At 46.9% G+C, this 3,926-nt stretch carries 2 protein-coding genes; both read right to left on the bottom strand.

Annotated features, from left to right (window positions below):
• On the bottom strand, positions 1-905 hold a 905-nt coding region (gene nrdB / locus ACTHS3_RS10050), incomplete at its 3' end, for a class Ia ribonucleoside-diphosphate reductase subunit beta (RefSeq protein WP_440367883.1).
• A gap of 312 nt (positions 906-1,217) precedes the next feature.
• Positions 1,218-3,497, bottom strand: a complete 2,280-nt coding sequence (gene nrdA / locus ACTHS3_RS10045; RefSeq protein ID WP_004520361.1) for a class 1a ribonucleoside-diphosphate reductase subunit alpha — start codon at positions 3,495-3,497, stop codon at positions 1,218-1,220.
• Positions 3,498-3,926 lie beyond the last annotated feature (429 nt).

Below are 3,926 nucleotides of genomic sequence, written 5' to 3'. Positions count from 1 at the left end.
TTGTTCAGGCCAATCATTGAGCCGTCTTTAAACAGATAGGCCGCCCATTCTTTTTCCTGCTCGGCTGCTTTTTTGAAGAGGTTGAAGCACTCGTCCTGCAATTCATTCGCAATTTCAGCCATTTCAGGATCATCGGCACCGGCACGCATCAGGTTGAGCATATGCTGGGTGCTGGTCAAATGCAGGGCTTCGTCACGAGCAATCAGCTTGATGATTTTGGCGTTGCCTTCCATCAATTCGCGCTCGGCAAAGGCGAACGAGCAGGCGAATGAAACGTAGAAGCGGATGGCTTCCAATACGTTGACGCACATCAGGCAGAGATAGAGTTTTTTCTTCAACTCGCGCAAAGATACGGTAACAAGCTTGCCGCCGACATTGTGCGTGCCTTCGCCCAGCAGATTGTAATACTGGGTGTATTCAATCAAATCATCGTAATAGCAGGCAATGTCTTCAGCACGGGCGATGATGTATTTGTTTTGCACAATATCATCGAACACGACCGAAGGATCATTCACGATATTACGGATGATATGAGTGTAGCTGCGCGAGTGAATGGTTTCGCTGAAGCTCCACGTTTCAATCCAAGTTTCCAGCTCGGGAATAGACACCAAAGGCAAGAACGCAACATTTGGGCTGCGGCCTTGGATCGAATCGAGCAGAGTTTGGTATTTCAGATTGCTGATGAAAATATGTTTTTCGTGTTCGGGCAAGTTCGCATAGTCGATACGGTCGCGCGACACGTCGATTTCTTCCGGACGCCAGAAGAAAGACAATTGTTTTTCGATCAGTTTTTCAAATACTTCGTATTTCTGCTGGTCATAACGGGCGACATTTACCGGTTGACCAAAAAACATCGGCTCTTTCAGCGCGTCGTTTTTGGTTTTGGAAAAGGTGCTGTATGACATGGTTAGGTGTTCGCAGGACATAATGTCTCTCTTTTTAAAAATTAGTCGACTTTTCTATTAATTGTTAATTCACCATATGAAACATGTTGAATTTTATCAATAAAGTGCCATCCTAAAATAGCGAAGACTAAAAGAACACTAATAAATACATAAAATTTATATTCAGCTAAGAATGACCAAATGGCATCCATATTTTTCCTTTTCTGGAAAATAACAACTTAGCTTCATATAGTAGTAGGTTTTAATTTAAGAAAATCCTTAAAGCCTTCTACTATCTAGAAGCCTTGGATATATTTCAAAAATCAGCCTATTTTAAATCTTACAAGCCCCGCCCGAACAGCCGTCATCTTGAATATCGGTCTGCGTATCGTCTGCGCCATCACGGGTGTTGTGGTAGTACAGGGTTTTGACGCCGTATTTATAGGCGGTCAGCAGGTCTTTGAGCATTTGTTTCATGGAAACTTTGCTGCCTTCAAATTTGTTCGGGTCGTAGGCGGTATTGGCGGAAATCGATTGATCGACAAATTTTTGCATTACACCGACGAGTTTCAGGTAGCCTTCGTTACCCGGAAGCTGCCACAGGGTTTCGTAGGCATCTTTCAGGGTTTCAAATTCCGGTACGACTTGTTTCAAAATACCGTCTTTTGATGCTTTAACGCTGACCAGGCCACGTGGAGGCTCGATGCCGTTGGTGGCGTTGGCAATTTGCGAGCTGGTTTCAGACGGCATGAGTGCGGTCAGGGTAGAGTTGCGCAGGCCGTATTTGACGATGCCAGCGCGCAGGCTTTCCCAGTCGTAATGCAAAGGCTCGCTGCACACGGCGTCCAAGTCTTTTTTGTAGGTGTCGATAGGCAGTTTGCCTTGCGAATAAACGGTTTGGTTGAAGAGCGGGCATGCGCCGTATTCTTTGGCAAGGTTTACCGATGCTTTGAGCAGGTAATACTGCATGGCTTCAAAGGTACGGTGGGTCAGGCCGAGCGCGGAATCGTCGCTGTAACGTACGCCGTTTTTCGCCAGATAGTAGGCGTAGTTGATGACGCCGATACCAAGCGTGCGGCGGTTCATGGTTGCGGTGCGTGCTGCTGCAACCGGATAGTCTTGATAATCCAACAGGGCATCAAGTGCGCGTACGGTCAAATCGGCAAGCTCTTCCAGTTCGTCCAAGTTGTTCAATGCGCCCAAGTTGAAGGCAGACAAGGTACACAAGGCAATTTCGCCGTTCGGATCGTTGATGTTATCCAAAGGCTTGGTCGGCAGGGCGATTTCCATACACAAGTTGGACTGATGAACAGGCGCAACGTGTGGATCAAACGGGCTGTGCGTGTTGCAGTGGTCAACGTTTTGGATGTAGATTCGACCGGTACCGGCGCGCTCCTGCATCAGGGTAGAGAACAATTCTGTTGCCGGCAAAGTACGTTTGCGGATGTTTGGATCTTGCTCGTATTGAGTGTAGAGGCGCTCGAATTCGTCTTGATCGGCGAAGAAGGCATCATACAAACCCGGAACTTCATTCGGCGAGAACAGGGTAATATTGCCGCCTTTGATCAAGCGGGTGTACAGCAGACGGTTGATTTGCACGCCGTAGTCCAGTTGGCGGATACGGTTGTCTTCTACGCCGCGGTTGTTTTTCAATACCAACAGGCTTTCGGCTTCGATGTGCCACAATGGGTAGAACAAGGTTGCCGCGCCACCGCGTACGCCGCCTTGCGAGCAGGATTTAACCGCCGCTTGGAACATTTTGAAGAATGGGATACAACCGGTGTGTTGTGCTTCGCCGCCACGGATTTCACTACCCAAGCCACGGATACGGCCGGCGTTGATGCCGATGCCTGCTCGTTGGGAAACGTATTTCACAATCGCGCTGGTGGTGGCGTTGATGGAGTCAAGGCTGTCGTCGCATTCAATCAACACGCAGCTTGAGAATTGACGGGTAGGCGTACGCACACCGCTCATGATAGGTGTAGGCAGCGATACTTTGAATGTGGAAACGGCGTCGTAAAAGCGTTTGACGTAATCCAAACGGGTCTCTTTCGGATATTTGCTGAAGAGACACATGGCGACCAAAATATATAAGAACTGCGGCGTTTCATAAATTTGGCGGGTAACGCGGTTTTGAACCAGATATTTGCCTTCCAGCTGTTTTACGGCAGCATAAGAGAAGGTCATATCGCGGCTGTGGTCAATATAGGCATTCAGCTCGTCGAATTCTTCGCGGCTGTAATCTGCGATGATGTGGCGGTCGTATTTGCCTGCTTCGGTCAGTTTTTTAACGTGATCGTAGAGGTGAGGCGGCTCGAATTCGCCATAAGCGATTTTACGCAGATGGAAAATGGCGAGGCGGGCAGCCAGATATTGATAATCGGGCGTATCTTGTGAGATTAGGTCGGCCGCGGCCTTGATGATGGTTTCATGGATATCGTCGGTACGGATACCGTTGTAAAACTGAATATGAGATTTGAGCTCGACTTGCGATACGGAGACGTTTTGTAAGCCTTCTGCCGCCCAAGTAACAACACGGTGGATTTTGTCTAAATTGATATCTTCCAAGCGTCCGTCGCGTTTGGTTACTTTAATATTCGTTGCTGCATTCATTGTTCAGTCTTCCCATTAAAAAACACAAGATACGGTATGTGATTGCTTTGAACGGCACAATATAATGTATTTTTCTTTGTTTAACTAGACTTGACAATGCGCTTTTTTCGGGGTGTGGATTAGGGGATGGGAGGCTTAAACTAGATTTTATGTGGCTTTGTGGCGATTTGGCATTATTTTGCGTTTGCATCACATTTGGCCAGACATTGGCTAGAGGCTTATGAAATAAAGAAATTTATATTCAGGTTTCGTCTAAATGGAAGGAGTGTTAAATTTTGCAAAGCAAGTAGTATGATGTAGTAATTAACCACATTTTTGTCATGTAAAAAATGGGCGTTTTGCCGATGCCCTGGCGAAACATATAATGGAAAAACTATTTAGGAGGCGAATCATGTTAATGTTGAAAAATTTAGGTTCCGCACTGGCGGC

The sequence above is a fragment of the Neisseria sp. P0009.S007 genome, assembly GCF_051962515.1.
The sequence above is the reverse complement of the archived record's forward strand: the minus strand, read 5'-3'. Positions and strand labels throughout refer to the sequence as shown.